Source organism: Herbiconiux solani NBRC 106740, from assembly GCF_001571005.1.
Taxonomy (GTDB): domain Bacteria; phylum Actinomycetota; class Actinomycetes; order Actinomycetales; family Microbacteriaceae; genus Herbiconiux; species Herbiconiux solani.
In genome coordinates this window covers 214,405-239,832 of sequence record NZ_BCST01000002.1, presented here as the reverse complement: position 1 = coordinate 239,832, position 25,428 = coordinate 214,405, and the positions used below count along the sequence as shown (strand labels likewise).

The 25,428-nt window shown below is 70.9% G+C and carries 17 protein-coding genes, 1 tRNA gene and 1 other RNA gene; 16 read left to right on the top strand and 3 right to left on the bottom strand.

The genetic code is table 11. The features are described 5' to 3' along the window. Nucleotides 1–15 precede the first annotated feature (15 nt). The 3 genes from HSO01S_RS04365 to HSO01S_RS04355 all read left to right on the top strand — a co-directional run bounded on the left by HSO01S_RS04365 (nucleotide 16) and on the right by HSO01S_RS04355 (nucleotide 5,869). A complete protein-coding gene (locus tag HSO01S_RS04365) occupies nucleotides 16–2,436 on the top strand; it encodes a phosphoketolase family protein (RefSeq protein WP_066039351.1) in 2,421 nt (806 codons plus the stop codon). A gap of 273 nt (nucleotides 2,437–2,709) precedes the next feature. Further along, nucleotides 2,710–3,147: a DUF3151 domain-containing protein gene (locus HSO01S_RS04360; protein ID WP_066039350.1), complete on the top strand. Its 438-nt coding sequence runs from the start codon at nucleotides 2,710–2,712 to the stop codon at nucleotides 3,145–3,147. A 103-nt stretch (nucleotides 3,148–3,250) separates the two neighbouring features. Then, nucleotides 3,251–5,869, top strand: coding sequence for a LamG-like jellyroll fold domain-containing protein (locus HSO01S_RS04355; RefSeq protein WP_066039349.1), 2,619 nt, complete (start codon nucleotides 3,251–3,253; stop codon nucleotides 5,867–5,869). Nucleotides 5,870–5,984: 115 nt separating this feature from the next. Here the strand turns inward: HSO01S_RS04355 and HSO01S_RS04350 are convergent. Both HSO01S_RS04350 and HSO01S_RS04345 read right to left on the bottom strand, forming a co-directional pair. Continuing rightward, nucleotides 5,985–6,072 (bottom strand) — tRNA-Ser (locus HSO01S_RS04350). A 91-nt stretch (nucleotides 6,073–6,163) separates the two neighbouring features. After that, a complete protein-coding gene (locus tag HSO01S_RS04345; protein ID WP_066039348.1) occupies nucleotides 6,164–6,817 on the bottom strand; it encodes an SDR family oxidoreductase in 654 nt (217 codons plus the stop codon). Between the two features lie 70 nt (nucleotides 6,818–6,887). Here HSO01S_RS04345 and ffs point away from each other — a divergent pair. From ffs to HSO01S_RS04325, 4 genes are all read left to right on the top strand, one after another. Further along, nucleotides 6,888–6,984: signal recognition particle sRNA small type (gene ffs, locus HSO01S_RS04340), an RNA gene on the top strand. Nucleotides 6,985–7,070: 86 nt separating this feature from the next. Next, nucleotides 7,071–7,733, top strand: a complete 663-nt coding sequence (locus tag HSO01S_RS19255) for a hypothetical protein (RefSeq protein ID WP_066039347.1) — start codon at nucleotides 7,071–7,073, stop codon at nucleotides 7,731–7,733. 62 nt (nucleotides 7,734–7,795) lie between these two features. After that, nucleotides 7,796–10,063, top strand: a complete 2,268-nt coding sequence (pta, locus tag HSO01S_RS04330; RefSeq protein ID WP_245635885.1) for a phosphate acetyltransferase — start codon at nucleotides 7,796–7,798, stop codon at nucleotides 10,061–10,063. After that, nucleotides 10,060–11,253, top strand: a complete 1,194-nt coding sequence (locus HSO01S_RS04325) for an acetate/propionate family kinase (protein ID WP_066039346.1) — start codon at nucleotides 10,060–10,062, stop codon at nucleotides 11,251–11,253. The genes pta and HSO01S_RS04325 overlap by 4 nt, the downstream gene beginning before the upstream one ends. 1 nt (nucleotide 11,254) lies before the next feature. Here HSO01S_RS04325 and HSO01S_RS19295 read toward each other — a convergent pair whose 3' ends face one another. Next, a complete protein-coding gene (locus HSO01S_RS19295) occupies nucleotides 11,255–12,394 on the bottom strand; it encodes a GNAT family acetyltransferase (RefSeq protein WP_218003765.1) in 1,140 nt (379 codons plus the stop codon). 87 nt (nucleotides 12,395–12,481) lie between these two features. Between HSO01S_RS19295 and HSO01S_RS04315 the strand changes: the two genes are divergently transcribed. The 9 genes from HSO01S_RS04315 (at nucleotide 12,482) to HSO01S_RS04275 (ending at nucleotide 25,401) form a co-directional block, all read left to right on the top strand. Beyond that, the gene (locus tag HSO01S_RS04315) at nucleotides 12,482–12,955 is read left to right on the top strand and encodes a GNAT family N-acetyltransferase (protein ID WP_245635884.1); all 474 of its coding nucleotides are present in this window, start codon (nucleotides 12,482–12,484) and stop codon (nucleotides 12,953–12,955) included. Between the two features lie 43 nt (nucleotides 12,956–12,998). Further along, the gene (locus tag HSO01S_RS19190; protein WP_066039345.1) at nucleotides 12,999–15,815 is read left to right on the top strand and encodes a DNA polymerase III subunit gamma and tau; all 2,817 of its coding nucleotides are present in this window, start codon (nucleotides 12,999–13,001) and stop codon (nucleotides 15,813–15,815) included. A gap of 86 nt (nucleotides 15,816–15,901) precedes the next feature. After that, nucleotides 15,902–16,501, top strand: a complete 600-nt coding sequence (recR, locus tag HSO01S_RS04305; protein ID WP_066039344.1) for a recombination mediator RecR — start codon at nucleotides 15,902–15,904, stop codon at nucleotides 16,499–16,501. A gap of 27 nt (nucleotides 16,502–16,528) precedes the next feature. Next, nucleotides 16,529–18,520, top strand: coding sequence for a bifunctional 3'-5' exonuclease/DNA polymerase (locus HSO01S_RS04300; RefSeq protein ID WP_066039343.1), 1,992 nt, complete (start codon nucleotides 16,529–16,531; stop codon nucleotides 18,518–18,520). Nucleotides 18,521–18,652: 132 nt separating this feature from the next. Further along, on the top strand, nucleotides 18,653–19,921 hold the full coding sequence (locus tag HSO01S_RS04295) for an aspartate kinase (RefSeq protein ID WP_066039342.1): 1,269 nt from the start codon (nucleotides 18,653–18,655) through the stop codon (nucleotides 19,919–19,921). A gap of 30 nt (nucleotides 19,922–19,951) precedes the next feature. Beyond that, on the top strand, nucleotides 19,952–21,040 hold the full coding sequence (locus tag HSO01S_RS04290) for an aspartate-semialdehyde dehydrogenase (protein ID WP_281177805.1): 1,089 nt from the start codon (nucleotides 19,952–19,954) through the stop codon (nucleotides 21,038–21,040). Nucleotides 21,041–21,103: 63 nt separating this feature from the next. Then, complete coding sequence (locus tag HSO01S_RS04285; protein WP_066039340.1) at nucleotides 21,104–21,847, top strand: SGNH/GDSL hydrolase family protein; 744 nt, start codon at nucleotides 21,104–21,106, stop codon at nucleotides 21,845–21,847. Between the two features lie 31 nt (nucleotides 21,848–21,878). After that, nucleotides 21,879–24,377, top strand: a complete 2,499-nt coding sequence (locus HSO01S_RS04280; RefSeq protein WP_066039339.1) for an EAL domain-containing protein — start codon at nucleotides 21,879–21,881, stop codon at nucleotides 24,375–24,377. A gap of 55 nt (nucleotides 24,378–24,432) precedes the next feature. Continuing rightward, nucleotides 24,433–25,401 (top strand): glycoside hydrolase family 6 protein, encoded by a 969-nt coding sequence (locus HSO01S_RS04275; protein WP_066039338.1) that lies wholly within the window; start codon nucleotides 24,433–24,435, stop codon nucleotides 25,399–25,401. The last annotated feature ends 27 nt before the right edge of the window (nucleotides 25,402–25,428 follow it).

Here is a 25,428-nt window from a genome sequence, read left to right as displayed (position 1 = left end):
GCCTAGGCTGATGCCATGACCTCCCCCGGAACGGTCCCACTGCCCGTCGTCGACGCCTGGTGGCGGGCGGCGAACTATCTCTCGGTCGGGCAGATCTACCTGCTCGACAACCCGCTCCTGAAGCGGCCCCTTCGTTCCTCCGACATCAAGCCCCGGCTGCTCGGCCACTGGGGAACGACGCCCGCGCTCAACTTCATCTGGGCGCACCTCAACAAGGTCATCGTCGAGCGCTCCTCGAACGTGCTCTACATCGCCGGACCCGGGCACGGCGGCCCCGGGGTGGTGGCGAACGCCTGGCTCGACGGCACCTACTCCGAGCTCTTCCCGCCCATCACCCGGAACGGCGAGGGCATGCGCAAGCTCTTCCGCCAGTTCTCCTTCCCCGGCGGCATCCCCTCGCACGCGGCCCCCGAGACCCCCGGCTCGATCAACGAGGGCGGCGAGCTCGGCTACTCGCTCGTGCACGCCTACGGGGCCGTGCTCGACAACCCGTCCCTGATCACCGCCTGCGTCGTCGGCGACGGCGAGGCCGAGACGGCGACCCTCGCCACGAGCTGGCACCTGAACAAGTTCATCAGCCCGGCGACGGACGGGGCGGTGCTGCCGATCCTCAACCTCAACGGCTACAAGATCGCCAACCCGACCGTGCTCGCCCGCATCCCGGAGCACGAGCTCGAAGCCCTGTTCGTCGGCTACGGCTACCGCCCCCGGATCGTCTCCGGCGGCTTCGACGACGAAGACCCGGCGCTCGTGCACGAGCGGTTCGCGACGGCGCTCGCCGAGGCCTTCGACGAGATCACCGCCATCCAGGACGCGGCGCGTACCGAGGGCCGCACCGAGCGCCCGGCCTGGCCGATGATCATCCTGAAGACCCCGAAGGGCTGGACGGGGCCCAAGTTCGTCGACGGCCTGCCGGTCGAGAACACCTGGCGCGCGCACCAGGTGCCGCTGTCGTCGGTGCGCGACAACCCCGAGCACCTCGCCCAGCTCGAGGAGTGGATGACGGGCTACCGCCCCGAGGAGCTCTTCGACCAGCAGGGCCGGCCGGTGGCGCTGCTCGACGGCGACCGCCCCGAGGGCGAACTGCGGATGAGCGACAACCCGAACGGCAACGGCGGCCTGCTCCGCCGCGCCCTCACGATGCCGCCGCTCGAGCCGCAGGCCGTGGACATCTCGGGCGGGCGGGGGACCGTGGTCGAGCCGACCCGCATCCTCGGCCGCTGGCTCCGTGACCTGATCCGGGTGAACCCGGACAGCTTCCGCATCTTCGGGCCGGACGAGGTGGCCTCCAACCGGCTCGACGACGTCTACGAGGTGACGGCCAAAGAATGGCAGGCCGAGGTGCTGGAGACCGACGAGCACCTCTCGCACAACGGCCGGGTGATCGAGATCCTCAGCGAGAACCTCGCACAGGGGCTGCTCGAGGGCTACCTGCTGACCGGCCGGCACGGGCTCTTCACCTCGTACGAGGCCTTCATCCACATCGTCGACTCGATGTTCAACCAGTTCGCGAAGTGGCTCGAGTCGGCCGCGGAGGTCGACTGGCGGCGGCCGATCTCGTCGTTCACCTACCTCCTGTCGTCGCACGTCTGGCGGCAGGACCACAACGGGTTCTCGCACCAGGATCCGGGCTTCCTCGACCACGTCGTCAACAAGAAGGCGAGCGTCGTGCGGGTGTACCTGCCGCCGGACGCGAACACCCTCCTGGTCACGGCCGAGCACTGCCTGGCGACGCGCGACCACGTGAACGTGATCGTCGCGGGCAAGCAGCCGACCGCCACGCTCCTCTCGCTCGAGGAGGCCCGGACGCACGGCGCCCGCGGGCTGAGCGTCTGGGAGTGGGCCGGCACCGAGCGGGAGGGCGAGGAGCCCGAGGTCGTCGTGGCGGCGGCCGGCGACATCCCGACCGTCGAGGCCATGGCGGCGGTGCAGATCCTCCGCACCGAGATCCCGGATCTCGCGGTGCGGTTCGTCAACGTCGTCGACCTGATGCGCCTGCAGGACAGCACCGAGCATCCGCACGGCCTCGACAGCGACGCGTTCGACGCCGTGTTCACGGACGACAAGCCCGTCGTGTTCGCGTTCCACGGCTACCCCTCGCTCATCCACCGTCTCACCTACCGGCGCAGCAACCACAGCAACATCCACGTGCGCGGGTTCAAGGAGATGGGCACGACGACGACCCCGTTCGACATGCTGATGCTGAACGACCTCGACCGGTTCCGGCTGGTGATGGACGTGATCCGGCGGGTGCCGCGGCTCAGCACCGCGTACGCGGGATTGTCGCAGCGGATGGACGACGAGCGGGCCGCGCACCGCGCCTACACGCGGGAGCACGGGGAGGACGCGCCGGACGTGCAGGGGAGCGCGGGCTTGCCGTTCGGCGAGAACGGGCGGGCTGTGGCGGCGGACACCGGGGACGACAACGGGCGGTGAGCTGCGGGCGTGCTCGGGCTCGGTACTCGCTGCTCGGTGTTCGCCCTGAGCGCGCTGGATCTTCGCTCGAATTCTCGACAGCCACTGGCGTCCGGCGACGGACGGGTTCAGAATGGGTGCACGGAACAACGAAGGGAGTCGATATGAAGGTGCTTATTTCATTGGGCTCGATTCAGAAGGTGCTGGCCTGACGCTCAGGCGCAAGCATTTCCAGCTCGAATTCGAGAACGCCCCCGCCGATCGGCGGGGGCGTTTCCCGTTTAAGATCGGAGCATGAGCAACGCGAACCTCCTCGGCCTGCCCGAGACCCTCCTGCCCGAAGAGCCCGGCGTCGCCGACTCGCTGTCGCGCGCCATCGGCTACGACGTCGACGAGGTGCTGGAGCAGACCGTGAAGTCGTTCCCGACCTCGTCGCTGGCCTGGGCCACCCTGGCCGACCGCGCCTGGTACCGCGGCGAGCCCGTGCAGTCGTACGCCTTCGCGCGCGTCGGCTACCACCGCGGGCTCGACGCCCTGCGCCGTGCGGGCTGGAAGGGCCAGGGTCCGGTGCCGTGGTCGCACGAGCCGAACCGGGGCGTGCTGCTCTCGCTCTACATGCTGCGTCGCGCGGCCGAGAGCATCGGCGAGACGGGCGAGGTCGAGCGCCTGACGGAGTTCCTCGACGGTGCCGACCCCCGCGCGGTCGAGGCGATCGAGGCCGGCGAGCGGTAGACACCTATCCGTTAACCTCCCGCCGGGATCGTTCACCCTCGGATAGGGGTCAGTTCAACCAGCGTCCAGAAGCCGGTCGGCGCTCTCGCCGAGCGTGGGGTGCGTGAAAAGACTTCTCTCCACCATCCCAGCCGCAGCGCTGGCGGGGTGCCTGGCGGCCGGGGCGCTCGTCGCCGCGGCCCCGGCCTCCGCTGCGCCGGCGGTTCCCGCATCCGTTCCCCTCGCCGCACCCGCGGCGCCGACCACCGAGGTCGCCGCCGACCAGGGCGACGCCTCGCGCTTCACCCTGGTGGTGCTGCCCGACACGCAGTTCTACTCGCGGTACTCGGCCGACCAGTTCATGCCGCGCTACGGCGACGACCCGTTCTCGGTGCAGACCGAGTGGCTGGCGGCCAACGCCGACGACCTGCAGATCCCCTTCGTCACGCACCTGGGCGACATCGTCGACCGGGTCGGCGTCAACAACGAGTGGGTCGCCGCCGACAACGCGATGAAGAACCTCGACGAGGCGAAGCTGCCCTACTCGATCCTGGCCGGCAACCACGACGTGCGCGACAGCAACGACAACCTCTACGACGACCAGTACAACCTGCCCAACGAGCCGTTCCTGCAGTGGTTCGGCCCGAAGCGCGCGGCGAACGTCAGCACCTTCCAGGGCAGCGACCCCACCGGGTTCAACCAGTTCCACATCTTCGAGGCCGACGGGCAGCAGTACATGGTGCTCGCGCTCTCCTGGCGGGCCTCGGACGCCACTCTGAAGTGGGCGAGCGACGTGATGGCCGCGCATCCCACCGTGCCCGTCATCCTCACCACCCACCAGGTGATCGACATCGACCCCGATGGCGAGTCGCCGCGCGAGACCGACTACGGACTGCGCCTCTGGGACAAGCTGATCAAGGGCCACGACCAGATCTTCCTCACCCTGAACGGGCACTTCCACGGGTCGTCGCGTCTGCAGAAGACCAACGACTTCGGGCACGCGGTCACCGAGGTCGTCATCGACTACCAGATGGCCTACGAGGGCGGCGACGGCTACCTCGGGCTGTACGAGTTCGACCTCACGCACGACGTGATCAACGTGCAGACCGCGTCGCCGTGGGTCACCTGGAAGCCGCAGGACACGCTCACCAGCTACGACCAGCCCTTCCTCGAGGGGTCGCAGCAGCAGTTCACCCTGCCGATCGACTTCTCCGAGCGCTTCAAGGGCTTCAACCCCACCTTCGCCGCCGGGCCGGCCGACTCGGCGTCGCTCTCGCAGAAGGCCCGCGACATCCTGCTCGACGGCTTCGAGGGCCCCGACCCGATCACGACGCAGTTCCCGGGTTCACCCGCCGACTACCCCGAGGTCGACGGCACGCTCGCACACTGGCAGTTCAACGGCCTCGACGGGGTGGTGGGCACCGACGTCACGATCCCGGATGTCGCGACCTCCGTCTCGGGCGCGGCCCCGGGTGCCAACGACCTGCACCGCGCCGACCCGGCGAAGACGAACTCGGTGGGCACCGAGATCGCCGACGTCACCGTGGAGTCGGACGACGTGCACGGCTACTCGGCCGACCAGGCCGGCGTCTGCTTCGCCGACTCGAGCGGCTCGCGCTACAGCTACCTGACGACGGATGCGGATGCGCCCGTCAACAACGCCGACTTCTCGAAGGGGTACACCATCGAGACCTTCGTGAAGATGGCTCCTGAATGGGACTCGTCCGTGAACGGCTGGTCGAAGTTCCTCGTGCACACCGGCAACCGCTCGAAGATCGACGGCTTCGCGAAGACCCAGTGGGACTGGACCGCATCGCCTACGGCGCTCGGCATCTCGAACCTGCGCGAGTTCCAGTGGACCGCCGTTCCCGGCGACCCCACCAAGGGCGACAAGACCAACTGGTCGGGCGAGATCATGGTCGACTCCTGGGCGCACGTGGCCGTGGTCGGAGACGCGATCGCCGGCACCATCACGATGTACGTCGACGGGGCTCCCGTGCTCCGCAACGCGATCGATGCCGCCGGGCTCGCGGCCAACCCCGACATGCCCTGGATCATCGGCTCGGACTGGGTGGATGACGCCGCCCGCAACGGCTGGAACGGCTGCGTCGGCGAGACCCGCATCATCGACCACCCGACCGGCCCGGCCGAGTGGCTCACCTCGCGCGCCGACCTCACCGGGTTCTCGGTGACGGATGCCCCGTCGGGCTCGCTGCCGGCGGGCTCGAAGGTCACGACGCTCTCCGGCACCGGGCTCCCCGGGGCGTCGGTGCAGATCGAGGGCGGTGCCGTGGCGCTGGCCGCCGAGTCGGCCCGCACCGAGTCGAACGCGCACCTCACCGCCCTGGAGGTCGCGACGATCGTGGGTGCGGACGGCACCTGGTCGTACTCGTTCCCCTCGACGCTGACCGCGGCGGGGTCGTACTCATACTCGGCGGCGCAGGCGCTCGGCGCCCGCAGCTCGGAGCCGGTGACGGTCGCGTTCTCGATCGCGGCGGCACCGGGTGCCGGGCCGACGCCGACGCCGACGGCCACGCCGACGCCCGCGCCGACCGCTGGTCAGCCGACCCCGGGGTCGACGACCGCGCCGGCCGGTTCGGCGACGTCGACGACCGGAACGGGCAGCCTCGCAGCCACCGGCTTCGCGCCTCAGCTCGGGCTCGCGGCCGGGGTGCTCGTGCTGCTCGCCGGTGGCGTGCTGCTGCTGGTGCTGCGCACCCGCCGCGCCCGCTCCGAGGGCTGACCCACCGCGGACGGCGCTACTCGCTCCCGAACGGAATGAGAAACGGGGCCCTCGCGTGCACTATGCACTCGAGGGCCCCGTTTTTCATTCGGTCCGTCGCGGACCGTGAAACGACTGGCGGAGAATGGGGGATTCGAACCCCCGAGGGCTTGCACCCAACACGCTTTCCAAGCGTGCGCCATAGGCCACTAGGCGAATTCTCCTGGAGCATCATTCCCGCGAACGGGCGATGACCAAGAAGCATCCTACCTGGTCATCGCGCCCGATCACGATTCGGGCCCGCGCTGGGCCCGCTCAGAGCGCGCGGAGCGCCTCGGCGATCGGCGTCGGCCCCGAGATTGCCTCGAACTGCCGGTGCACGGCATCGCCCGTGGTGAGCAGCTGGGTCACGATCCAGGCGACGTCGGCGCGCGGGATGCTGCCGCGCCCGGTCTCCTCGGCGAGCGTGACCGAGCCGGTCGCCGCATCGTCGGTCAGGCCGCCGGGGCGCACGATCGTCCAGTCGAGCTCCGAGGCGCGCACCGCCGCATCCGCTTCGCTCTTCGCGCGCAGGTAGACCTGGAAGACGTCGTCGCTGTCGGGGTCGAACGAGTCGGCACCCATCGACGAGATGAGCACGTAGCGCGAGGCCCCCGCTCGCCAGGCCGCGTCGGCGAGCAGCACGGCGCCGTCGCGGTCGACCGTGAGCTTGCGCTCGGCCGTGCTGCCCGGGCCGGAGCCGGCGGCGAACACCACGGCCTCGATCGAGCGTGACGACAGCTCGGAGGCGAGCTGCTCGGAGTCGGATTTCTCGAGGTCGAGCACGAGCGGCTGACCTCCGGCCTCCTCGATGTCGGCCCCGTGGTCGGGATTGCGGGTGATGCCCCAGACCTCGTGGCCGGATGCACTGAGCAGCTTGGTGGTGAGCAGGGCGATCTGCCCGTGCCCACCCGCGATGGCGATCTTCATCTCCCCAGTCAACGCCTCGGGCGGGGCATCCTCAAGGCGCGAGTGCTCGGCGGGACTTGCTACACTGGTCGACGGCTCCCCGTGTGGCGCCATCCAGGCCAACTCCCCCAGGACGGAAACGTAGCAAGGGTAACCGGGCTCTGGCGGGTGCGCGGGGAGTCCTTCTCTTTTAACCCGCGGTCGACTCTTTTAACCCGCGGTCGATTCTGCTCGACACGTGTACCGTGAGCTTCACCGATCAGGGGGAGCATCGATGAGAGCACGACACCGCATCGTCACGGCGGTTCTGGCCGCGGCCCTCGCGCTGACGGCATCCGGATGCACGGGGCCGGCTGCGGCGCCGAGCCCCACCCCCACGGTCACCGTGACCCCCACCCCGACCCGCACGCCGACGGCCGCCCCCACGCCGGCACCCCCGGTGACACCCACCCCGACCGAGCCGCCGACCCCGTCGGCCGACGCCTACGACCCCGCCGACATGGCGACCTGGATCATCTCCGCCGGGGGCATCGGCCCCGTGCAGCTCGACCGGCCCCTCGCCGAGGTGGTCGACGAGGTGGTGCCGCCTGGGGAGAGCTGCCGGCCCGGGGTCGCGATGTTCTTCAACTCCGGCGTGGTCGCCGTGGGGGACGGCTCGGAATCGCCCGTCGTGGCGGTCGCGATCACGGGGCCCTCCCAGACCGTCGACATCTCGGGCCGCCCGCACACCGCGAGCGGCATCTCCGCGGGATCGACGTTCGATCAGCTGCTCGCCGCCTACCCCGACGCGCAGTCCTATACCGACTCACAAGGACGCCCGGGCTATCTGGTGCAGGAGGGGTCGAGCTTCATCCACTTCACCAGCGTCGACGCCGCCACCGTCAACATCATCGAGGTCAGCCGCGACAGCGTCGACCTCAAGGAGTACTGCGGCTGACGGCAGGGCGTTTCCCAGAGGCCCCGGCCTAGGATTGGAAGCGGACGACCGAAGAGGATTCCGTGACACCAGTCGACAACATCCCTGCCCCCGCTCCCGCGCAGCCCACCGGCGTGAAGAGCATCTACATCACGAGCGCTGAGGGCCATTCCGGCAAATCCACGATCGCCCTCGGGGTGCTCGAGATGCTCCGCCGCTCGGTGCGGCGGGTGGGCGTCTTCCGCCCGGTGGCGCGCTCGGTCAGCTCGCGCGACTACGTGCTCGAACTGCTGCTCGACCACGACGGCAGCGACCTCGCGTACGAGCAGGCGATCGGCGTGACCTACGACGACGTGCACGAGGATCCGGAGCGCGCGCTCTCGCGGATCGTCGAGCGGTACAAGGCGGTCGAGCGCGAGTGCGACGCCGTCGTCATCCTCGGCTCGGACTACACCGACGTCGGCAGCCCCACCGAGCTCGGCTTCAACGCCCGCATCGCCGCGAACCTCGGCGCCCCCGTGCTGCTCGTGCTCGGCGGCCGTCGCGGGCAGGGCTCGGATGAACTGCTCGGCCACACCGAGGCGCGCTCGGCCGACGAGATGCGCCAGATCACCGAGCTCGCCCTGGTCGAGTTGCGGAACGCGCACGCGACGCTGGTCGGCATCATCTCGAACCGGTCGGATCCGGGGCACCTGGAGAAGATCCGCGACGCGATCGGGCTGGCCTCGCGCGACGCCGCGGACAGCCTGGCCGCATCCGCCGCCGCATCGGGCGCTGGGTCCGGCTCGGGCGGCTCGTCCGCCGACACCGCGACCGGCGCCATCCCCGTACAGCCCCGCCGCATCCCGGTCTGGGCCATCCCGGAGGACCGCGTGCTGGTCGCCCCGAGCGTGGGCGGCATCGTCGAGTCGATCGACGGAACCCTCGTGCTCGGCGACCCGCGCCTGCTCGCCCGCGAGGCGCTCGGCGTCGTCGTCGCCGCGATGTCGATGCGCAACGTGCTGCCCCGGCTCACCGAGGGCGCCGTCGTCGTCGTGCCCGGCGACCGGGCCGAACTGCTGCTGGCCGTGCTGATGGCCAACGCCTCGGGAACCTTCCCGTCGCTGGCCGGCATCGTGCTGAACGGCGGGTTCGAGGTGCCCGAGCCGGTGATGCGGCTGATCGAGGGCCTCGACCCGAAGATCCCGATCATCTCGACTGAGCTCGGCACCTACGAGACCGCCGTGCGCATCACCTCGACCCGCGGCCGGCTCGCCGCCGACTCGCAGGTGAAGTACGACAACGCGCTCGGCCTGTTCGAGCAGTACGTCGACGGAAAGCAGTTGCTCGAGCTGCTCGACGTCTCGAAGGCCGATGTCGTCACGCCGCTGATGTTCGAGTACGGCCTGCTGGATCGCGCGCGGCTGGCGGGCCGGCACATCGTGCTGCCCGAGGGCGGCGACGACCGCATCCTCCGGGCCGCGAGCACGGTGCTCAAGCGCCAGGTCGCCCGGCTCACGATCCTCGGCGAGGAGGAGGAGGTGCGCGGCCGGGCCGCCGAGCTCGGCCTCGACATCGACGGCGCCGCGGTCGTCAGCCCCTTCGACGCCGTGCTGCGCGCACGCTTCGCCGAGGAGTACCAGAAGCTCCGCGCCCACAAGGGCATCACCTACGACATGGCCTTCGACACCGTCGCCGACGTCTCGTACTTCGGCACGATGATGGTGCAGCTGGGACTGGCCGACGGGATGGTGTCGGGTGCGGCCCACACGACAGCCCACACCATCCGGCCCGCGTTCGAGATCATCAAAACGCGCCCCGAGGTCTCGGTCGTGTCGAGCGTGTTCCTGATGGCGCTCGCCGACCGGGTGCTGGTCTACGGCGACTGCGCCGTCGTGCCCGACCCCACGAGCGACCAGCTCGCCGACATCGCGGTCTCGTCCTCCGAGACGGCAGTGCAGTTCGGAATCGACCCGCGGGTCGCGATGCTGTCGTACTCGACCGGGTCCTCCGGTTCGGGCGCCGACGTCGAGAAGGTGCGCGAGGCCACCGCCCTCGTGCGGGCGGCCCGCCCCGACCTGCCGGTCGAGGGGCCGATCCAGTACGACGCGGCGACGGATGCGGTGGTCGCCGCGGCCAAGATGCCCGGTTCGAAGGTGGCCGGCCGCGCGACGGTGTTCATCTTCCCCGACCTGAACACCGGTAACAACACCTACAAGGCCGTGCAGCGCAGCGCCGGAGCCGTGGCCATCGGGCCCGTGCTGCAGGGGCTGCGGAAGCCGATCAACGACCTGTCCCGAGGAGCGCTCGTGCCCGACATCGTGAACACCATCGCCATCACGGCCATCCAGGCGGAGGGGCTGTCCGCGTGAGCGCCATCCTCGTCGTCAACAGCGGCTCGTCGTCGTTCAAGTACCAGGTGATCGAGATGGAGGGCGAGGAGGTGCTCGCCTCCGGTCTCGTCGAGCGGATCGGCGAGGAGTCGGGGCACACCCGCCACACCACGCCATCCGGAACCTGGGAGAGCACGCGGCCGATCGCCGACCACACCGCGGGATTCGGGGCGATGCTCGACGCGTTCGCGGAGCACGGGCCGTCGTTCGACGAGCATCCGCTGGTCGCGGTGGGGCACCGGGTCGTGCACGGCGGCAAGCGGTTCCACGAGGCGACGATCGTGACGCCGCTGGTGAAGATCAACATCGAGGATCTGAGCGAGCTCGCGCCGCTGCACAACCCCGCGAACCTCGCCGGGATCGACGCGGCCGAGAAGGCCTTCCCGTCGGTGCCGCAGGTGGCGGTGTTCGACACGGCGTTCCACCAGACGCTGGCGCCCGCGGCCTACGCCTACGCGATCGACAAGGCGCTGGCCGAGAAGCAGCGGGTGCGGCGGTACGGGTTCCACGGAACCTCGCACAAGTACGTGGCGGGAGCGACTGCAGAGTTCTTGGGCAAGCCGCTGTCGTCGCTGAAGATGATCATCCTGCACCTCGGCAACGGCGCCTCGATGTGCGCGGTCGACGGCGGTCGCTCGGTCGAGACCTCGATGGGCATGACCCCGCTCGAGGGGCTCGTGATGGGCACGCGGTCGGGCGATCTCGACCCGGCCGTTCTGTTCCACCTGCACCGCAAGACCGACATGTCGTTCGGCGAGCTCGACGAGCTGCTGAACCGGCGGAGCGGGCTGCTCGGGCTCTCGGGGCACGGCGACATGCGGGATGTGCAGACGGCGGCGGCATCCGGTGACGAGGCGGCGCAGCTGGCGCTGGAGGTGTACCTGCACCGGATCCGCGGGTACATCGGCGAGTACTGGGCTCAGCTCGGGCACCTCGACGCCGTCGTGTTCACCGCGGGAGTGGGGGAGAACAACCCGCTCGTGCGGGCGGGCTCGGTGGCCGGGTTGTCGGAGATGGGGGTCGCGGTGTCGCCGGAACTCAACGAGGCTCCCGGGTCGGGCGCACGGGTGATCTCGCCCGAGTCGTCGCGGGTGAAGGTGCTCGTGGTGCCGACGAACGAGGAGCTGGAGATCGCGCGGCAGTCGCTCGCAGCGGTGAACGGGGAGTAGCTCAGGCGTCGGGAATGAGGCGCTTGCCGAAGCTGACGGCGGCGTCGCGCTCGTAGCCGAGGGCTCGGTAGAACGCCATGACGCCTTCGTTGCCCTCGCGGATCTGCAGGTTGATCTTGGGGCAGCCGCGCCGGGTGAGTTCGTCCTCGACGGCGGACATCAGGGTGCGGGCGTGGCCGGCTCCGCGGTGGGCGGGGTCGACGGCGAGGTAGTTGACCCAACCGCGGTGGCCATCGAAGCCGGCCATGACGGTGGCGATCACGCGGTTCGCGTCCTTGGCGGGCTCTTCGACGAGCTCATCGGCTTCGGCGGCCGCTTCGATGACGAGGAAGAGCTCGGGCTGCACGGTGAGCTTACGGGCGATGTCCTTCCGGGGGTCGTTCCACGGTCGGGTGAGGCCGACCTCGGCCCAGAGGGCGACGACGGAGTCCTCGTCCCCGGGCAGGTAACGACGGATCCTCGATCCGCCCGAAGCCGCACCCTCCGTCGTACCGGCCACCGCGGCGGCGGACTCCGCCGCGCCGGCCACCGTCGTGACGGCCTCGGGTGCGGGGACGGCGTCGAGGGCGCGACGGAGGGCATCCGTCATGGCGCGGCGCTGGGCCTCGGGGGAGTACGTCTCGGGGTCGGCCGCGCTGAGGGAGTTCATGCCCTCGGCCAGCGCGATGAGTGCGAGGGCCTCGTCGCGGGCGCGGCCCTCCGGCCACCCGGGGCGGGCGGCGGTGAGCAGGCGGGTGATCCGGGCGACGAAGCTGCGGTTGCCGGTGGTGTGGCGCTCGGCGAGGGCGGGATCCACGAGCGACGCCGCCAGGAAGCTCACCCAGACCCGGGCCTCGTCGGCGCTGGCAGCGTCGAGCGACATCGCGTTCAGCAGCACGGCCTCGAGGGCCGCCTCGGGGTCGGGCGCCGATTCTTCGGCGGCATCCGCTCGTCGACCCGTGCGGGAGTGGAGCAGGTCGCGGGCGTGGAGGAGGAGCGCCTCCTTCGTGGGGAAGGCGTGCATGACCAGGCCGGTCGTGCAGCCGGCGCGTTCGGCGACGGCGCGGATGGTCAGGCCGGGCAGTCCGCGCTCGGTGAGTACCGACCAGGTCGCCTCGGAGAGGAGGCGCTGCTGCTCGGGCAGGTCGCGGGTGCGGGGCATGGGCGGATCCTCTGCTGTCGTCGTCCGGTGGCGGAATTTGATATCGTAACAACTGTTCCCGAAAGAGTCCCTGAGGAGAGTCGCGCCGTGACCCGATCCGTTCTGCCCGTCGTCGTCGCGAGGGAGTCGTTCGACTCGCCCGATGCATCCGCTCTTCGTGCCGCGCAGCAGGCCGAGCTCGACGTCCGCTACGGCACCGGCGACCACGAGCCGGGCGAGAAGCCGACGGCGGCGTCGGTGCCGGTGTTCCTGGTGGCGCGCACGGCCGAGGGCGAGGCGGTCGGATGCGGTGGGCTGCGCCCGCTGGCCGGCGGCGGCGCCGAGATCAAGCGGATGTACGTCGTGCCCGACGCCCGAGGTCAGGGAGTCTCGATCGCGGTGCTGCGCGCGATCGAGGAGGAGGCGCGCGCGATCGGGGTCGAGCGGCTGCTGCTGGAGACAGGAACCGAGCAACCGGACGCCATGCGGTTCTACGAGCGGGAGGGTTATGAGCTCATCCCCAATTTCGGACCGTATGCCGGCTCCGACATCTCGGTCTGCTACGCCCGGACGCTCGTCTAGGGACACCGGCCCCGGTGTCGGTGGGCGCGGGTAGTCTTGATCCGTGGTCACCGCCCTGTATCGCCGCTATCGGCCTGAGACGTTCGCCGAGATGATCGGGCAGTCGCAGGTGACCGATCCGTTGATGACGGCACTGCGCACGAACCGCGTGAATCACGCCTATCTGTTCAGCGGTCCTCGAGGGTGTGGCAAGACGACGTCGGCGCGCATCCTGGCCCGGTGCCTCAACTGCGCGGAGGGTCCGACCGACACCCCGTGCGGCGTCTGCCCGAGCTGTGTCGAGCTGGGTCGCGACGGCCCCGGGTCGCTCGACGTGGTCGAGATCGACGCGGCGAGCCACAACGGCGTCGACGACGCCCGTGACCTGCGCGAGCGCGCGGTCTTCGCTCCGGCGCGCGACCGCTTCAAGATCTTCATCCTCGACGAGGCCCACATGGTCACGCCGCAGGGCTTCAACGCGCTGCTCAAGATCGTCGAAGAGCCGCCGGAGCACATCAAGTTCATCTTCGCGACGACGGAGCCCGACAAGGTGATCGGCACGATCCGGTCGCGCACCCACCACTACCCCTTCCGTCTGATCCCGCCGGCGCAGCTGCTCGAGTACGTGCAGCACCTCTGCGAGACCGAGGGCGTCGAGGTCGCGCCCGGTGTGCTCCCGCTCGTCGTGCGCGCGGGCGGCGGGTCGGCGCGTGACACGCTGTCGCTGCTCGACCAGCTGATCGCGGGTTCTGAGAACAACCGCGTCGAGTACGAGCGCGCCGTCGCGCTGCTCGGCTACACGCACGGCGCCCTCCTCTCCGAGGCCATCGACGCGCTCGGCGCCCACGACGGAGCCGCGGTGTTCGACGCCGTCGACCGCGTCATCCAGACGGGGCAGGATCCGAGGCGCTTCGTCGAAGACCTCCTCGAACGACTTCGCGACATCATCGTCGTCGCGGCAACCCGCGAGCAGGCCTCCTCGGTGCTGCGCGGAGTGCCCGCCGACGAGATCGAGGTCATGCGCCGCCAGGCCGCGCTGTTCGGTCACGCCGAGCTGTCGCGGGTGGCCGACATCGTGAACTCGGCGCTCTCCGAGATGACGGGGGCGACCTCGCCCCGGCTGCACCTCGAGCTGATGGTGGCGCGGGCCCTCGTGCCCGCGTCGGACGACACGCAGCGCGGTGCGCTCGCCCGCGTCGAGCGCCTCGAGCGGCGCATCGGCGTCGACTCACCGGATGCGGGGGTCGCCTCGTTCGCGGCTCACCACTCCGCTGCGACTCAGGATGCGCCGCCCCGGCAGACCGCGCCGGCTGCGGGTGCGACCAGCGGGGCGCTTGCTGGTGCTGGTGCTGGTGCTGGTGCGATCGCGACTGGTGGCGCTGGCGCGACGGACCGGTCTGTCGGTTCCGCTGCGCCGGGCGCGGCCGCGGGCTCGGTGACAGGCTCTCAGGCTGAGGCGACGAGTGGTTCGCCGGAGAAGGTCGACTCGGGCCCGGCCGAGTCGGCGACCAGCGGGGCCGACAGCAGCGGCGGAGCGGGGATCGCGACGCCCGACGTCGTGGCTGTGCCCGCATCCGCAGTGCCCGTGGCAACGCCTCCTGCCGCCGCGGCCGAGGCTGCCGGCGAGGTCACGCTGCAGCAGTTGAAGGATGCGTGGCCCGAGATCCTCGAGGCCGTGCAGAAGGCGAAGATGACGGCGTGGCTCGTCGTGTTCACCGCACAGGTGCGGTCGCTCGACGGAGACGTGCTGACCCTGGCGTTCCCCAGCGAGAACGACGTGGCCAGCTTCAAGGAGCGGTCGGCTCCCGGGCAGGGCGTGAGCGAGTTCCTGCGTCAGGCGATCCTCGATGTGCTGGGCCTCCGGGTGAAGTACATCGCCCGCGTCGACACGACCCTCCGCCCCCACGATTCCGACGCTCCGGATGCGCGTCCCGCGGCCAGCGCGCCCGACACCGTAGCGCCGACCTCGGGTGCGAACGCGTCCGCTGCGCCGGCCGCTGATGCGAGTGCTCCCGCTGCCCCGGCCGCAGGTACGAGTGCGCCGGCTGGGCCGGCTGCAGGTGCGAACGCGCCCGCTGCGGCAACGGCTGGAGCGAGTGCTCCCGCTGCCCCGGCCACTGCTGCGCCCGAGCCGGCACCGGCTGCGCCGCGGCGCCCGCCGGTGGATGCGTCCGGCTGGGCCGTCCCCGGCCTGGCGACCGAGCCAGAGACCCCCGCCGTCGTCGAAAGCACGCCCGCACAGGGTGGACACGCATCGCAGGGCGGAACGGAGGCGAAGAGTTCGGGGTCGTCCGCGGCTCAGGTTCAGGCTCCTCCGGTGAGGCAGGAGCGGCGGAACGCTGCGCCCACCAAGTCGTCCGGGTCTGCGGGAGCCAAGGCCGCCGCACCGACGACGTCGTGGGACGTCGTCGCGATCCCCACCTCCTCGGGCGATGACGACGACGTGCCGCTGGCCGACGAGCCGATGCCGAGCGACGAGCCCGAGCTGCCCGCCGACCGCGCCGAGTCCATCCCGTCGGCCGGCTCGAGTCGAAACGACTCCACGATCGCTGCCGACCCCACGCGGGCTCCCGAGACCGCCGGCGATGGTGCGCAGACCGGCGACGGTCCTCGGGCCGGCTCGGCCGCGGGCCGCCCGTCGGCCGCAGGTTCCGCCGCCGGCCGCACGCCCGGCGGCGACCCTGCCGCCCGGCCTGGCGCGCTCCGTTTCGAGGCCCAGCCGGAGGCCGCGGGCGCGCCCGCCGCGCAGTCGGCACCCCGAACCCCCGCCACCCCGGCCCCCACGGTCGGCGGCCGGCTTCGGTACGGCGAGGCGGTCGTGCGCGAGATCCTCGGCGCGAACTTCATCGAGGAGCAACCGCTCCCCGGCCGCGAAGGCTAGACGGCACAAAGGCTAGACGCCACATCGGCCAGAACGCCACAACGGCCAGCACGCACCACGGCTAGCGGGAGCAGGAGCGGAGAGACATGTACGAAGGAATCGTCCAAGAGCTGATCGACGAGCTCGGCCGCCTGCCCGGAATCGGGCCGAAGTCGGCCCAGCGCATCGCGTTCCACATCGTTCAGACCGAGTCGTTCGACGTGTCACGCCTGGCCGAGATCCTGACCGACGTGCGCGACAAGGTGCACTTCTGCCAGATCTGCGGCAACGTCTCCGAGCAGGAGACCTGCGGCATCTGCCGCGACCCCCGCCGCTCCCAGATCTCGATCTGCGTGGTCGAGGAAGCCAAAGACGTCGTCGCGATCGAGCGCACCCGCGAGTTCCGCGGTCTCTACCACGTGCTCGGCGGCGCGATCAGCCCGATCGACGGCATCGGGCCCGACAACCTGCGCATCCGCGAGCTGATGCAGCGCCTGGCCGACGGCACGGTCACCGAGGTCATCATCGCCACCGACCCGAACCTCGAGGGCGAGGCCACCGCGACCTACCTCTCGCGCCTGCTGACCACGCTCGAGATCCGCGTCACCCGCCTCGCCTCCGGCCTGCCGGTCGGCGGCGACCTCGAGTACGCCGACGAGGTCACCCTCGGCCGCGCCTTCGAAGGCCGCCGTCTCGTCGAGAGCTGACGTGCCCCGCCCCCGCACCTCGCGCTCGTGAGTCCGTTCATCGTCGTCTCGGCGACCCCGCACGGGGTGACCCTCCAGCGAGTGGATGAACGGGGCGCGACCGCGAGCAACATCGACGGCCCGCTGACCTGCAGCCTCGACGAGCTGCCGGATGCCGTCGCCCGGCTCGAACGCGTTGAGCGTCCGCGCTGGGTGTGGAGCGACTCGGCGCGCTGGTACCCCGGGCTGCTCGCCGCCAGCGTGCGGATCGAGCGCTGCGTCGACCTCCGGCTCGCGCACACGATCCTTCGCGCCTCCGAGCTGACCGCCGCGTCCGAACTCGCGACCGCCCCCGCATCCGAGTGGGACTCGATGCCCGCCCTCGGCAACCCCGGCACACCGGGCAACCCGGGCGGTGCCGGCGGACCCGGCGGCTCAGGCGGATCCGGCAACCCGGGCTATCCAGGGGGCGCGGTAGCCCCCGACGGCATCCTCGACGTGGTCACCCACCGCCGCACCCACGACACCGCGCTGTTCGACGACGACCTCGTCGAGGCCGCCCCCGTGTCGCACACCGCGGCCGGCCCGTCATCCGGCCGGCCGAGGATCACCGAGGCCGAAGAGTTCCGGCGACAGCGCGCCGCCATCGCCGGAGCCACCGACCCGAGCCGCATCGCCCTCCTCGTCGCCGCCGAGTCGGCCGGAAGCCTCGCCGCGGCCGAGATGCAGCACGTCGGCCTCCCGTGGAGCGCCGCCGAGCACGACCGCATCCTCACCGACCTGCTCGGCCCCCGCCCCGGTTCCCAGGCCGCCGCTGCACCCGCCGCATCCCACCCCACCACCGCACCCGGCACCGCATCCCCTCCCGCCGCACCTCGCGCCGCAGCAGGAACCCCCGCCGCAGGCACCGCCGCCACCACCGCCACCCCCACCCGCCCCGCCCGAATGGCCGAACTCCTCGACCGCATCCGGGCCGAGCTCGGCGACCCCACCGCCAATCCCGACTCCCCGGTCGAGCTGCTGAAGGCGCTGCGCCGCGCCGGCATCGACGCCCGCAGCACCCGCTCCTGGGAGCTCAAATCGCTCGACCACCCCGCCATCCCCCCGCTCCTGGAGTACAAGAAGCTCAGCCGCCTTCTCTCGGCCAACGGCTGGAACTGGCTCGACACCTGGGTGCGCGACGGCCGATTCCACCCGCACTACATCCCGGGCGGGGTCGTCACGGGCCGCTGGGCCTCCGAGGGCGGCGGTGCCCTGCAGCTTCCGAAGCAGGTGCGCGGCGCCGTGCGGGCCGACCCGGGCTGGACCTTCGTCGTCGCCGACGCCGCCCAGCTCGAACCGCGCGTGCTCGCCGCCCTCGCCGGTGATCGGGCGATGGCCGCCGCGGGCCGCGGCCTCGACCTCTACGACGGCATCGTCGCCTCCGGCGCCGTCGACACCCGCGCCCACGCCAAGCTCGGGATGCTCGGGGCCATGTACGGCGGCACCTCCGGCGAGAGCGGGCGCATGCTCCCGCGCCTGGCCCGCGCCTACCCGGCCGCGATCGCCTTCGTCGAGGCCGCCGCCCGCGCGGGCGAGGCGGGCAACCGCGTGAGCACGCGACTCGGCCGCACGTCTCCGCGCCCGGGCGACGACTGGCTCGACGTGCAGGACGCCGCGCGCGCCGACGGGGCCACGGATGCGCAGCGCAGCCGCGCGCGCTCGGCCGCGCGATCCTGGGGCCGGTTCACCCGCAACTTCGTGGTGCAGGGCACCGCGGCCGAGTGGGCGCTGTGCTGGCTCGCCTCGCTCCGCACCCGCCTCTGGGAGCTGGGCGCGCCGACCGCGACGGCCGAGGCAGCGCCCCTCGAACGCCGCCCCCACCTCGCCTTCTTCCTCCACGACGAGGTGGTCGTCCACACCCCCCGAGAGCACGCCGAGGCCGTCGCCGAAGCCCTCCGCCACTCCGCCGCCGAGGCCGGCCGCCTGATCTTCGGCGACGCCCCGGTCGAGTTCCCCATCACGGTGGCGACGGTGGACAGCTACGACAAGGCCAAATAGGCCGATCAGTCCGAGGTGGCCGTCTCCGGATGGCCCGGGGACCCGCATCCGCCCGCGATATAGTGGGCAGTCGGGTCGAGAGACCCCGTCCCCAGCGCCTTTCCCGCAGGCGCCGTCCCTCCAGGAGTCCACGTGAGTTTGATCGTGCAGAAGTTCGGCGGATCATCCGTCGCCAACGCGGAGAGCATCAAGCGGGTCGCCAAACGCATCGTCGAGACCCGCAAGGCCGGCAACGAGGTCGTGGTCGCCGTCTCTGCGATGGGCGACACCACCGACGACCTGCTCGACCTCGCGCACGCGGTCGCCCCCATCCCGGCCCCGCGCGAGATGGACATGCTGCTCTCGGCCGGCGAGCGCATCTCGATGGCGCTGCTCGCGATGGCGATCGAGTCGCTCGGCCACGACGCCCGCTCCTTCACCGGCAGCCAGGCCGGCATGATCACGGATGCACGCCACGGCGCCGCCCGCATCGTCGACGTCACGCCGGTGCGGCTCCGCGAGGCCCTCGACGAGGGCGCGATCGTGATCGTCGCCGGCTTCCAGGGCTTCAATCGCGACACGAAGGACATCACGACCCTCGGCCGCGGCGGCTCCGACACCACCGCGGTGGCCCTCGCCGCCGCGCTGAACGCCGACATCTGCGAGATCTACACCGACGTCGACGGCATTTTCACGGCCGACCCCCGGGTGGTGCCCAAGGCCTCGAAGATCGACCGCATCACGAGCGAGGAGATGCTCGAGCTCGCCGCCAACGGAGCCAAGGTGCTCTACATCCGTGCCGTCGAGTACGCCCGCCGGCACGGTGTCACCCTGCACGTGCGCTCGAGCTTCAACAACAACGAGGGCACCATCGTCTACAACCCCAGTGAAACGGAGCCCGCAGTGGAAGAGCCCATGATCGCCGGTGTCGCCACCGACCTGAGCGAAGCGAAGATCACCGTCGTCGGCGTGCCCGACATCCCGGGCAAGGCCGCCCAGATCTTCACGATCGTGGCGAAGACCGGCGCGAACATCGACATGATCGTGCAGAACGTGTCGGCCGCGAGCACCGGCCTCACGGACATCTCGTTCACCTTGCCCAAGAGCGAGGGGCAGCTGGTGCTCACCGCGCTCCGCGCCGAGCAGGAGGAGACCGGCTTCAAGGCGCTGCAGTACGACGACCAGATCGGCAAGCTCGCCCTCGTCGGCGCCGGCATGCGCACGAACGCCGGCGTCTCGGCGAAGCTGTTCACCGCGCTGTTCGACGCCGGCATCAACATCGAGATGATCTCGACCTCCGAGATCCGGATCTCGGTCGTCACCCGCGCCGACACGATCAACGACGCCCTCCGCGTCGTGCACACGGCCTTCGGCCTGGACGCGGACGAAGAGGCCGTCGTCCACGCCGGCACCGGCCGCTAGACTGACTGATTCACCGAACGAGGGATAACAGTGGGCAAGGCACTCAACGTCGGCGTCGTGGGCGCAACCGGTCAGGTCGGCAAGGTCATGCGCCGTCTCCTCGAGGAGCGCGAGTTCCCGATCGCGTCGATCCGCTTCTTCGCGACCGCTCGCTCGGCCGGTACCGTGCTCCCCTTCAAGGGCGAGGACATCGTGGTCGAAGACGTCGAGACCGCCGATCCCGCCGGGCTCGACATCGCCCTGTTCTCAGCCGGAGCGACCGGCTCCCGCGCCCAGGCCCCGCGCTTCGCGGCGGCCGGCGTCACGGTGATCGACAACTCCAGCGCCTGGCGGATGGACCCGGATGTGCCGCTGGTCGTCTCCGAGGTCAACCCGCACGCGATCGCCGAGGCGCGCAAGGGCATCATCGCGAACCCGAACTGCACCACGATGGCGGCCATGCCCGTGCTCAAGGTGCTGCACGAGGAGGCCGGCCTCGAGCGCCTCATCGTGAGCACCTACCAGGCCGTCTCGGGCTCCGGCCTCGCCGGCGCCGAGGAGCTCGCGAACCAGGCGATCGCCGCGACCGCCGACCCCGAGGCCCTGCTCGCGCTCGTGCACGACGGGCACGCCGTCGACTTCCCGGCCCCGGTCAAGTACGTCGCCCCGATCGCGTTCGACGTCATCCCGCTCGCCGGCTCGATCGTCGACGACGGCGACCTCGAGACCGACGAGGAGAAGAAGCTCCGCAACGAGAGCCGCAAGATCCTCGAGCTCCCCGACCTCCTGGTCGCGGGCACCTGCGTGCGCGTGCCGGTGTTCACCGGTCACTCGCTCTCGATCAACGCCGAGTTCGCCCGGGACATCACGCCCGAGCGCGCCCAGGAGCTGCTCGCAAGCGCTCCCGGCGTGCAGCTGGCCGACGTGCCCACCCCGCTCACCGCGGCCGGCACCGACCCGAGCTATGTCGGCCGCATCCGCCAGGATCAGAGCGCACCCGGCAAGCGCGGGCTCGTGCTGTTCATCAGCAACGACAACCTGCGGAAGGGTGCGGCGCTGAACGCGGTGCAGATCGCCGAGGTCATCTCCGAAGGCACCGTCCAGCCGAAGACCGCCGCGACCGCCGGCGCCTCCGCCTGATCGCGGCCCGGATCCGTTTCAATCCGATCCAATCCGATCCGGCGAGGGCGACGAACACCGGATGTGCGTGAAACCCGGAAGCTCGTGATCCTCGCCGCCGGATTCGTGGCGGTCGTCACACTCGCGCTCTTCACCGTCTCCGCGGTCGCGGGCCGCAACACCGGCAGCGCCGAGCGTGCCGGCGGCAGCAGCACGAGCGGCGACACCGACCGCACCGCGGGCACCGCCGCCACGGGCCCTCGCGTCGCCTTCTACGGCGACTCCTACACGCTCGGCACCGGCGCCTCCGACCCGGCTCGGCGCTGGTCGAGCATCGTCTCGGTCGAGCGCGGCTGGAACGAGTTCAACCCGAGCGTCAACGGTCTGGGCTTCGTCAACAACCGCAGCAGCACGCCGCCCGACTACGACGCGGACGACGAGGTGCCGCAGGTCATCGCCGACAACCCCGACATCCTCTTCGTCACGATGGGGTTGAACGACAACTTCTCGATGCCCGAGCGCGCCGACGAGATCCAGGATGCGATCAGCACCGATCTCCGCTTCCTGCACGACTCGCTCCCGGCGACCCGCATCATCGTCGTCGAGCCGTTCTGGTACACCGACGACCGACCCGAGTCGGTCGAGACGATCATCGGCTGGGTGCGCTCGGCCGCGGACGACATCGGGGCCGACTGGGTGCCGGACGCCTCGCACTGGATCGAAGGCCACCCCGAGTGGATGGCCTCGGACGGCCTGCATCCGAACGACGACGGCTACGCCGAGATGGCGACGAGGATGGACGCCGAGCTCGGCCGACTCGGTCTCTGACCCGAGCCCGCCGGAGAGCTAAACTCCAGGCATGGACGAGCTGCCGGTGAGACGCGACCCCCCGGTCCTGCTGTCCTGGGCCCTGGTTGCAGTCGTGCTGGGAACCGTGGCCGCCGGAGTCGTCGCAGCGATCTCCGACCCGCCGCCGAGCTGGCTCAGCTGCGCGGTCTTCCTCGTCAGCGTCGCGGTCACCGCGGTCTACGAGCTGCCCACCGGCCGCGCCGCGGGGCTGCCTGCCGTGGGGGTCGCGAACACGCTGCTCGTCGTCGGCACGCTGGGCGAGAACCCGGTCTTCGACGTCGGATTGTGGACGATGGCGTTCCTCGTCTCCAAAGCCATGACCACCAGGTCGCTCTGGCGCTCCCTCCAGTGGACCGGTGTCGCCACGGTCGGCGCCTTCGGGTTCGTCGGCGTCTCCCGCGCGCTGATCGACCTCGGCTGGTACCCCTTGGCCGCGGTGCCTGTCGGCGTGGCCTTCTACCTGCTCGTGGCACTCGCCCTCGACTTCGTGCTCGACCGCGGTCGCTGGAACGTCGACCACTCGGTCGGCATGAACGGCCTGAGCCCCTGGCGGATGCTCTTCATCTTCGCGCTCGGCTCAGTCGTCGCGATCGCGCTGTACGCCGCGACCTCGGGCCTCCTGCGCATCGTCGACGGGCCCGAGGAGCAGCTGGTGCTCGCACGCTCGACGGTTCCGCTGCTGGTCGTGGCGCTCGTGTTCTACGGCGCGGCCAAGCGTGGGCAGACCCGCAGCAGCGAGCGGCGGCTGAGCGGGGTCGTGGAGGCCGCGCGGGCGTTGCCGTGGGACGCGGCCGACGACCCCAAGCAGATCATGGTCGAGTTCGCCCGGCGTGCCGTCGACGCCACCGACTTCGAGGTGCGGCGCACGCCGCCGGGCCGCAACGAGATCGGCACCCGCTTCGCCGCGATCGACGGGACGGATCCGCAGCTCGTCGCGGGTCCGATGGAGGCCGAGGAGGACGGGGTCTCCAGCGAGCACCAGCAGGATGCGGTGGAGCCGCCCGAATACCTGGTGGCCAGCCGCAAGAACGGGGGAGCCCCGTTCACCGCCGACGACGAGCTCGCCCTCGACGCGATCGGGCACATCGCCTCCGAGAACGCCCGCGTCCGGGGCGCCTACGACACGCTCCTGGATCGCGTCGACCGCGACTCGCTCACCGGGCTGCCGAACTACAACGCCTTCCAGCGCTCCCTCGCGCGGCTGAACGAAGACCGCAGCTACGCCTCCGGGATCGCCGTGCTGTTCATCGACCTCGACCAGTTCAAGCGGCTGAACGACTCCGAGGGCCACCACATCGGCGACGAGGTGCTCTCGATCGTGGCCGGCCGGCTGCGCGCCTCGGTGCGGCCGCACGATTTCGTCGCTCGCGTCGGCGGCGACGAGTTCGTGATCATCCTCACCAAGCTGCAGTCGCTCGCCGAGTCGAAGGCGGTCGCCGACCACATCATCGCGAACGTCGGCGTCGCCGCCACCATCGCCGGGCGCGAGTACCGCCCGCTGGTGAGCGTGGGGCTGGCCTACTCGGGGCACCAGGAGACCGATCCGCAGTCGATCGTGGTCGACGCCGATCACAGCATGCTCGCGATCAAGAAGTCCCGGCGCCAGGGCGGCCCGTCGTTCGAATCGAGCATCGGAATCTCGCCGCACCGCTCGAGCCGCATCAATGAGATCGTCGCGAAGGCGATCGACGACGGGGTGCTGAACGTCGTCTACCAGCCGATCGTCAACACGCTCGAGGACAAGATCTGGGCCTTCGAATCGCTCGTGCGCTACACGCATCCGGAGCTCGGCCGCATCTCGACCTCGTCCCTGATCGAGAAGGCGAAGGGGCTGGGCCGGATGGACCTGCTCACCAAGCAGGTCATCGCCGCCTCGCTCAAGTCGGCCCGCGAGTTCCGCAAGATCGTCCCCGGCATCACCGTGATGACGATCAACCTCGAGGTCGAGCAGATCCGCGACGAGCACGTCGGGGCGTTCCTCAAGGAGATCGTGCCGCAGTACCCCGACGTGTCGCTCTGCCTCGAGCTCAACGAGCGCTCGACGAAGGACATCGACGACGACCTTCGCGCGCAGGCCGAGCACTTCCGCGAGCTCGGGATGCTGATCGCCCTCGACGACTACGGCTCCGAGGCGTCGAGCGTGGGCGCTCTCGTGCGCATCCCGATGGACATCCTGAAGATCGACCGCTCGCTCGTCGACAACCTCGACGACACCCGTCAGCGCGAGGTCGTGCGGGCGCTGCAGGGCTTCGGCGACGCCTTCGACTACTCCACCGTGGTCGAGGGCATCGAGACCCAGGATGCGGTGGACGTGCTCGTCGGGATCGGCGTGCGCCACGCGCAGGGCTTCTTCTACGGCCGGCCCGTGCCGTTCGCGCAGACCATGTCGCGGCTGAAGGCCTACGGCGCCGCCGGGACGGTGGGCCGCCCGGCCGCCGCCTCGCCTGCGCCGGCTCCCGTTGCACCGAGCTCGGCGAGCGAATCGGCGCCGGCGTCGGCCACGGGATAAGGTGAGACGACGTCCGATCGGGGAGGGCCATCCGTTGTCCAATGTGCTGCCACGCGTGGGTCTCTGGGTCGCGATCGTCGCCATCGTCGGCGTGCTGGCGGCCCTCGTGATCGGGGTCGGTTCGATCTTCTCGGCCGGCGGCGTCGCTTCGGACAACCCCTTTGCGAGCCGCAACCTGTTCTCGGATCCCGGGTCGAAGGCCGCGCAGGCCTCCACCGCTGCCGAGCAGTCCGGCGACTCGGCCGACGCCGCCACCTTCGGCCGCATCGCCGCCGTGCCGACCGCGGTCTGGCTGGTTCCGGAGGAGCACCCCGCGGGTGAGGTCGGGGGCTACGTGCAGGGGCTGGTCGGCCAGGCCGAGAAGCTCGGCCAGGCGCCCGTGTTCACCGTCTACGGCATCCCGAACCGCGACTGCGGCGGTCAGTCCACCGGCGGCCTCTCGGCCGAGGAGTACCCGGTCTGGGTGCAGGAGATCGCGACCGCGCTCTCGGGCAGCGAGGCCGTCGTCATCCTGGAGCCGGATGCTCTCGCGCTCGCGAGCGAGTGCAAGAACGTCGACGAGCGGCTGAGCGAGGTGAGCGGGTCGGTCGACGCGCTCGTCGGCGCCGGCCTCGTCGTCTACATCGACGCGGGGCACTCCAACTGGGGCCCGGCCGCCGAGATGGCCGACCTGCTGAACAAGGCCGGCGTCAGCCGGGCGCGCGGCTTCTCGACCAATGTCTCGAACTACAACTCCACCGACCGCGAGCAGTACTACGCGAACGCGATCTCGGCGCTGACCGGGGGCGCCCACTACGTGATCGACACCGGCCGCAACGGCAACGGGTCGACCGGCGAGTGGTGCAACCCGCCCGGGCGGGCCCTCGGGGCGACCCCCTCGCCGACCAAGTCGGGCTCGGCTCAGGACGCGAACCTCTGGATCAAGCCGCCCGGCGAGAGCGACGGCACCTGCAACGGCGGCCCGGTGGCCGGACAGTGGTGGGATGCGAACGCGCGCGAGCTCGCGGCGGACGCCGGCTTCTAGCGCACCGGTCCGGGACGACGCCGGCTT

What these genes read in the sequence shown, in the direction of transcription:
- HSO01S_RS19295 (WP_218003765.1), bottom strand. Translation starts at nt 12,394, where the DNA reads ATGCCCCGCACCCGCGACCTGCCCGAGCAGCAGCGCCTCCTCTCCGAG.
- HSO01S_RS19255 (WP_066039347.1), top strand. Translation starts at nt 7,071, where the DNA reads ATGAGAGCACGACACCGCATCGTCACGGCGGTTCTGGCCGCGGCCCTC.
- HSO01S_RS04360 (WP_066039350.1), top strand. Translation starts at nt 2,710, where the DNA reads ATGAGCAACGCGAACCTCCTCGGCCTGCCCGAGACCCTCCTGCCCGAA.
- HSO01S_RS04345 (WP_066039348.1), bottom strand. Translation starts at nt 6,817, where the DNA reads ATGAAGATCGCCATCGCGGGTGGGCACGGGCAGATCGCCCTGCTCACC.
- HSO01S_RS04365 (WP_066039351.1), top strand. Translation starts at nt 16, where the DNA reads ATGACCTCCCCCGGAACGGTCCCACTGCCCGTCGTCGACGCCTGGTGG.
- recR (WP_066039344.1), top strand. Translation starts at nt 15,902, where the DNA reads ATGTACGAAGGAATCGTCCAAGAGCTGATCGACGAGCTCGGCCGCCTG.
- HSO01S_RS04280 (WP_066039339.1), top strand. Translation starts at nt 21,879, where the DNA reads ATGGACGAGCTGCCGGTGAGACGCGACCCCCCGGTCCTGCTGTCCTGG.